Source organism: Victivallis sp., from assembly GCF_048170485.1.
Lineage (GTDB): Bacteria > Verrucomicrobiota > Lentisphaeria > Victivallales > Victivallaceae > Victivallis.
Window position 1 is genome coordinate 1 of sequence record NZ_DBEXAY010000016.1, and the last position, 6,685, is coordinate 6,685.

The 6,685-nt window shown below is 56.7% G+C and carries 5 protein-coding genes and 1 pseudogene; 1 reads left to right on the top strand and 5 read right to left on the bottom strand.

Annotated elements, in window-relative coordinates:
* The first annotated feature begins 198 nt into the window (after positions 1–198).
* Entirely contained in the window at positions 199–1,035 is an 837-nt protein-coding gene (locus ACMLHG_RS00765; protein WP_417169203.1) for a helix-turn-helix domain-containing protein, read from the top strand.
* A 12-nt stretch (positions 1,036–1,047) separates the two neighbouring features.
* Here ACMLHG_RS00765 and ACMLHG_RS00770 read toward each other — a convergent pair whose 3' ends face one another.
* The 5 genes and pseudogenes from ACMLHG_RS00770 to ACMLHG_RS00790 all read right to left on the bottom strand — a co-directional run.
* Positions 1,048–2,121, bottom strand: coding sequence for an SGNH/GDSL hydrolase family protein (locus ACMLHG_RS00770; protein ID WP_417169204.1), 1,074 nt, complete (start codon positions 2,119–2,121; stop codon positions 1,048–1,050).
* Entirely contained in the window at positions 2,118–3,215 is a 1,098-nt protein-coding gene (locus ACMLHG_RS00775; protein ID WP_417169205.1) for a glycoside hydrolase family 43 protein, read from the bottom strand. The genes ACMLHG_RS00770 and ACMLHG_RS00775 overlap by 4 nt, the downstream gene beginning before the upstream one ends.
* A gap of 27 nt (positions 3,216–3,242) precedes the next feature.
* The gene (locus ACMLHG_RS00780) at positions 3,243–5,606 is read right to left on the bottom strand and encodes a glycosyl hydrolase family 28-related protein (protein ID WP_417169206.1); all 2,364 of its coding nucleotides are present in this window, start codon (positions 5,604–5,606) and stop codon (positions 3,243–3,245) included.
* An 11-nt stretch (positions 5,607–5,617) separates the two neighbouring features.
* The gene (locus ACMLHG_RS00785) at positions 5,618–6,370 is read right to left on the bottom strand and encodes a prepilin-type N-terminal cleavage/methylation domain-containing protein (protein WP_417169207.1); all 753 of its coding nucleotides are present in this window, start codon (positions 6,368–6,370) and stop codon (positions 5,618–5,620) included.
* Between the two features lie 86 nt (positions 6,371–6,456).
* A pseudogene (locus tag ACMLHG_RS00790) lies at positions 6,457–6,685 on the bottom strand (IS110 family transposase); the annotation flags it as partial.

Consider the following 6,685-nt stretch of genomic DNA (forward strand, 5'->3'; position numbering starts at 1 on the left):
TCAAAGATATGGATTTAATGTCGGAGCGGATAAATTCTCGCTACTGACAATAGAAAACGGAAAAAACAAGCATTATGCGCCTATCGGGATGGACATTGATTTTCCCAAGCCAAAAATCTCACTCCGACAGGCTGCTAGAACTATGATATATTATAGCATGAAAATGTGCGGGTCGGTATGGTATGGAGAAGCAAATCTATGTCAAAAAGAACTATCAGTAAAAATTTCAGTGCGGAAAAGATCGAAGTGCTCAACAGCATGCTGCGCATTACCCGCTGCCATTACCGGGAATCGCTCTATCCGTGGGACCGGGCGCATTTTCTGCCGGCGGAGTGGTATTTCTACTGCAACCCCACGCCGGGCGGGTATTTCTATTCGCCGGGAAAGGCGCCGCAACCGTTCCTGACCGACCGGGTCTACATTTTCCCCCGGGGCTGTTCGTTTTTCACCTATTCGAAACAGCCGATTTCGCACTTCTACATCCACTTCTGGATCTACGACCACATCACCAGCCCGGAACAGCATTTCGAACTGCCGCTTGAGCCGCAGTTGCGGCAGCTGATCGACGACTGCATCGCGACCGGGCAGGACTGGCGGAATACGCAGCGGCGCACCCTGCTGGCCTATGCGATCATCGGTTTGGCGATGAGCCGGCTGCCGCCGGAACTGTTCCGGCTGGATACGATCCCGGATCACCGGGTGGAGGCGATCTGCGAGCTTATCGAAGGCAATTTGCGGGAGAAATACTCCAATACCGAACTCGCGGAGCGGGCGGGGCTTTCCCGGAACAGTTTCATCCGGCTGTTCCGGGAGAAGACCGGGGAGACGCCGCAGCAGTTCCGGCTGCGCAAGAGCGTGGAATATGCGGCCGGAGAGCTCCATTACAGCACGCACTCCATCGACGAGATTGCGGAGGCCGCCGGATTTTCCGACCGTTTCCATTTTACGAAGGTATTCGGGCGGGTGATGCAGATGCCGCCCGCCGCCTACCGCAGGATCACCCGGGGGCAGGGCGGTGCAACGAAGGATTCGTAATCTTGTTCCGGTTCAGATCTCCTCGCGGTACCAGGGCTTCAGATTCCATTGGCGGCGGAGCGTTTCGGCCAGGGAAAAGGCAATCATGCTGTTCCCCATTGCCCGTGGATGAAGCAGGTCGGTAGACCAGCAGAGTGCGGGGGGGGAGAGGTGCGCACTTTCCGCAAGTGAAATTCGGAGTCCGCGCTTGCGGAACTGCTCGACAATGCAGTGCAGAACCTGGCGGAACGCCCCGGTGTTTTCCGGCTGAAGGTTGTTGTCACACCGGTAGTTCGCTTCTCCGCCGTGCGGGAAAAGATCGAGCATCAGAATGGGAACATCCGGATGCTGTTGCGTGATGGTTTTCAGCAGATATTCCACTCTGCGGGAGAATTCTCCGGGGGTGATTTTTTCAAGCAGATTCATTCCCGGTTCAAAAATGATGCCGTCAAACCGTTCTTCTGAACCGGCAAGAAAGTCGGCGATCTCCGGTTCGAGGAGGCAGCTGCCGGACAGGCCGAGATTCCACATTTCGATCCCGAGCAGCTGTCCGAGCTGGGCCGGCCAGCCGTCCGGCCCGGAACACTGGGTGATCGAGGAGCCGTAACAGAGACAGCGCATTGCCGGTTTTTCATGATCGAACGGGGGCCGGATGGGGCAGGACCAGGTTTCAATTCCGCCGAAGAAAATTTCACATGCGGGGAGGACAAATCGCCAGACTTCAGGCGCAAATCCATATCCGGCAAGGGGGCGAAGCACCTCCGGCCTGACGGAATTGAAGTGTACCGCATCAAACGAGAGGGTATGCATTGTATCCGGCGCAAGGTTGATGCGGCGATGCTCCAGATTGCCGCACATGACGCACAGCTGTGGAACTGGTGTCCCCGGCCAGGTGGAGGAGTTCCGCGCCATCAGCTTCACATTGAAGAACGGTGCATCGGTGACGAAACGGATTTCGCCGCCGCACGCCCCGGCTCCGTGCAGTCTGGCGCGTGGCGAAAGTTTTGTCCGGAGTGTTTCCGGGAAACGTGCAAGCCGATATCCACCGGAGGAGGGATCCGCCTCCAGTGCACGAATATTGGAAAATTCCACGTTTCGGGCGATCATGACAGCGCACTCTCCACATAGGGCAGACGGAACGTGCCATCGGCCTGAAATTTTACCGGCAGCCAGAGATAGCGGCTGTCGATGAAGTTCTCCGGATTCCAGATATCGAGCATGACAATATGACGGTTTTCGTGAAAAAACACACATGCACCCTGGGCGCCGAAGGTGAGATCCGGTCCGCAGCCGTTGTCCGGATTGGTTCCCTCGCACGGGTTGCCGAACTCCGTCCAGGGGCCGAAAATGTGGTCGGCATAAGCGCCGCGGGCGGCATTGGGAGCCCAGCTTGTGCAGCCGGACATCATAAGAAAATAGCGCCCGCCATGGCGGAAAAGCACCGGAGCCTCCATCCAGCGATAACGGAATGCCCGGACATATGTGCCGTCATGCGTGAGATAATCCGGGGTCAGGCGCGAGATGTGAATGGTGCTGTTGTGCTCCGACGCGTAAATATGGTAAGCTGTTTCATCCTCATCGACGAAAAGGGTCATATCGCGCGACATTTGACCGTTGGGGAGATCTCTGCCCAGAATGTTCGATCTGCGGATGATATCACCGTGCCAGCTCTTGAGCTCCTCCTCCTTCGGACAGGCGGCGATTGCCGCGGGATCCCGATCGGCAGGGGTCGTGTCGAGCGGCCAGCATCCCTTTTCCGGACGTTCCGCGTAAAGAAAGCGGAAAGGGCCGAGCGGCTGATCTGCCACGGCGACACCACACCGTGCCAGCGTGTGGTTTGCGTCGGTGCTGTGGAAGTACATCACAAACTTGCCGGTTTTGCGGCAGAAGATGACTTTGGGCCGCTCGATCCGGCAGCCTCTGCAAATGGGACTGCGGGGGTCGTCGACGACGGGGAGGACGATTCCGCAATCCGTCCAGTGGCGCAGGTCGGGGGAGCTGTAGGCATGCACTCCGTGCCAGGCCAGCCGGCCTTCCCAGCCTTCGATCTTATGCTCGCCATACCAGTACCAGAGATTGCCGAAGTGGACGATGTGTCCCCCGTGCGCGTTGATATGAACTCCGTGATTGTCGGGCCAGATTGCACCGTTTTTCCACCGGGATTCGAGGGCCGGTTCCCGGGATTCGGTCATAGTTTCCATCCTGTTTGATTCCTTGCTGATATGATTTCATTCCGAGCGATCAGGGACAGGGTAACAGCAGAAGATCGGTTGATCCTTCTGGACGCCTTTCCCATCGTGCAACAGAAGCGGTTCGTTGTAGAGCATGGTGATGAGATTCACGAGAAGAACGCGGTTCCGGTCGCCCTTCGATACCACCGGCGAACGGCGGATTCGCGGACAGTTCAGACTGACGAACGGCCCTTCCATATAGGTGTCGGCGTCGCCGTACTGGTAGACCGGGGTCAGACCGCCCCACTCGCCGCCGAACCGATTGTTGAGCAGATAGAGGCTCCCGTAATTGTCGATCCAGCGGAAATCGCCGTTCTTTTCCGGTTCCGGACGCCAGATAAGATGCATCGGAATGTGGCGGAAATAGCAGGGTACGCCCAGCATGTCAGTGATGGTCAGCCGGCCGCCTGTCAAATTGGTGATGGCAACGAAGGAGTATCGATACTCCTCCGGCGGATAATCCGGGTTGCAGCTGAACCAGATGCCGTCGAGAAAGGTGGAGGCGTTGCCCCGGTAAAGAAACGGGGTGTAGGCGACTCCGCCTGACAGGACGAGGGAGAGATTGTTCTGTTTCGTCGGGGCGGTGAAGAGCAGCGACTCCTGTTTCTGGTCGTAGAGACAGCAGTTGTCGAGACGAACGCTGCCGGATGAATTGCCGGTTTCCACCGCGTGCAGGCCGCGCCGAATCGTCAGATTGACAAATTCGACCCGATCGGCTCCCGGCGGGATGGTGAATACCGGCTCCGCGTCGTTGCGTGCATCGATGATGGTCCGCCCTGCGCCGTAAACCAGAGTGTTCCCCGGAACGATGACTCTGCGATTCACTCGAATCCAGCGCGGTGGCAGAGCTACAATGCCGCCGCCGGATTCCGCCGCCTTGTCGAACAACGCCTGCAGTTTTGCCGTATCATCCCGGGCGATCTGCTCTTTTTCTCCTCCGAGATCGGGATCGACGAAGAGAGGTCCCCGGAACTTCTGCGGTGGAGCAGGCCGTTTCTCCATTTTGAATACCGGGTCGGGAATGTTGATTCTGCGATCGGCGAGCGCTTCCGGCAGCGTGAGATCGAACTCCTTCCCCATGCGGCCCAGAGAGACGGCATAGGATCTTTTCACTCCCAGATAGGGATGACGCTTCCCTTTCAACTGTGAATCGAGCTCCTGCCGGGTGGGAATTTTCCGGAAGGAGAAGAACGGAGTGGAGCCGGGCTTGCCGGGGACTCTCTCCCGAACACCCCAGGCGGTGACCAGATTCGGGAATCTCCCCGGCGCAAATACCAGTACCGGTTCCCGCCCGCATGAGGTTTGAACATTCCGCAAACTGGTCGCGGAGGCGATCATGGATGTCGAGGCGTTCGCTTCCACGAGAAATACGCTGACGTCGCCGTCGCTGCGGATGACCGAGTCGGAGAGTGTCACATTGCCGGAAAGTTGCCGGATGGCATATTGCTTCCACTTATGATTGCGCCGGATCTCAAACTGCAGGTGGAACAGATGTGCTTTGCAGCCGACGACGATCGCAGCGCCTTTCATGTCGTGCGGCGTGATGATCCGGCAATCCCGGATGATCACGCCGTCTGAACGGAGGTTCATCGCGCAGGCGTTGTTCTCGAAAAGAGAGTCCGCCACCAGAAAATTGGTGGAGTTCTCATACTCTTCTATCGTTTCCTCCGGCCGCGGCTTGAGTTCCACTCGTCCGTTCCGGCGGATTACCTGGTAGGGGCTGGTGGTCAGTTTCGGAATTCCGGCCTTCTGTTCTTCGTAACGCGATTTGTATTTTTTGCCGGTACGCAGCCGGTAGGAGGCGGCGTGAATCGCCGATTCCGTTGCGTTTCGGAACGTGCAGCCGGCGATCTTCACGGTTGCCGTATCGAGGTTGTTGGTCCAGTGTCTGATCTGATGTGCGCCGCCGTCAAACTTCAAATTTTCGATATGGATCCGCAGAGCGTATTCAAAGTAGAAACTGTCCTGCGTCGGAGAACTGTTGCGGATTGTGACATCGCCGATGCCGCGGAGCGATGTGCTCCAGTTGAATACGACTGCCCGGGTCAGGCGATATACGCCGGGCGGGAAGACGATTTCCGGAACGGGGGCGTCATGCATGCAGCGATAGTAGCGTGTGCACATCCAGTCCCGCCGCGCGGGAGCAACCCGGGCGGCCGCCGCATCGGCGGCTTTCTGGATGGCATCCGTGTCGTCGTGGATTCCATCGCCTTTGGCGCCGAAGGATTTTACATTGATCGACCAGGGCAGAAGGTGGGCGAAATCGGGGTAGCTTGCGTTCTCCGACAGTATGGAAACTTCGGCAGAGAGAGTGGAAAACAGCAGAGTGACGCAGAGGAGGCAGAATGTTTTTTTCATCATTGACAGACCTTCTATTTTTTCCGAAACAGCAGCGTGGGGCTGTCGGGATTGATGAACATATCCAGCGTGGGGTTGATTTTTACCGGGGTCTTCGCGTGGCCGTCCAGATAGAGAATGTTGGTTTTTCCGCTGTGTACATAACCGGCGATGAGGTTGGAGTTGTTATAGGTGATGTAGGTCGTGTAGGCGGCCAGCGCATTGGGCGCGGTGGCTCCGCCGCCATCCCAGATCGCCCCGGTGAAGGAGAGCCGGTCGAACTGATGAATTTTGGAGCGGTACTGCGTCGGATCTGCCGGCATGGCGAAAGGTCCGCCCCAGGCGCGGCCGTTCGCGGCATAGTTGCCGGAATAGATCTTGAGCGAGGCCATCTTCTGAAACCAGGTCCTCATCTCATTGGCGGGGCAGACAAACGGTTTCATGAGATCGAGGTGACGTTTTTCCGTCTCTTCCGTGCCGAGCATTCCCGCACAGCTCAACCTCGCCTCCTGCGCATTTTTGAACCGGGTGCAGTACGGTGAGAGGAAGTGCTGCCAGGACTTGGACTCGAGGGAGTCCGAACTGGTATAGGCGCCGAGCGGCAGAAAATCATTGCTGTCGTTGCAGTAGAGAAAGAGACTTTTTCCCAGCGTGTTCAGATTGTTCAGGCAGGTGGTGCACTGGGCCCGCATTCTGGCCTTATGCAATGCCGGCATCAGCAGGGAGGCCAGGATGGCGATGATCGCAATAACGATCAAAAGTTCGATCAAAGTGAATATGGGTCGCATACAGGAGAGATGTTGCAGAGGACGATGAGGGTAATCAACCATTTTGTTCTCCTATGATAAAATTCCACTTCGATGCCGGGAAAAACTCAATTTTTTACGAGTTTGAATTGAGTAAAATCCTCAAACATCCAGTTGTTTTTTAATGTTCGATACACGATATCGAGGAATTTGCGCGCCAAGGCGATATTGGCTTTCGCTCCACCCCGCCGACTTTTAACCGATTCATGAAAGGCATGGAGATACGGGCTGTATCGTTTTGCGATCAGCGCACATTGAACCAATGTGGTTCGTGCAATTTTGCTGCCGTTCTTCGTG

Coding starts and splice junctions, on each gene's coding strand:
- ACMLHG_RS00765 (WP_417169203.1), top strand. CDS start 199: ATGTCAAAAAGAACTATCAGTAAAAATTTCAGTGCGGAAAAGATCGAA.
- ACMLHG_RS00770 (WP_417169204.1), bottom strand. CDS start 2,121: ATGATCGCCCGAAACGTGGAATTTTCCAATATTCGTGCACTGGAGGCG.
- ACMLHG_RS00775 (WP_417169205.1), bottom strand. CDS start 3,215: ATGGAAACTATGACCGAATCCCGGGAACCGGCCCTCGAATCCCGGTGG.
- ACMLHG_RS00780 (WP_417169206.1), bottom strand. CDS start 5,606: ATGATGAAAAAAACATTCTGCCTCCTCTGCGTCACTCTGCTGTTTTCC.
- ACMLHG_RS00785 (WP_417169207.1), bottom strand. CDS start 6,370: ATGCGACCCATATTCACTTTGATCGAACTTTTGATCGTTATTGCGATC.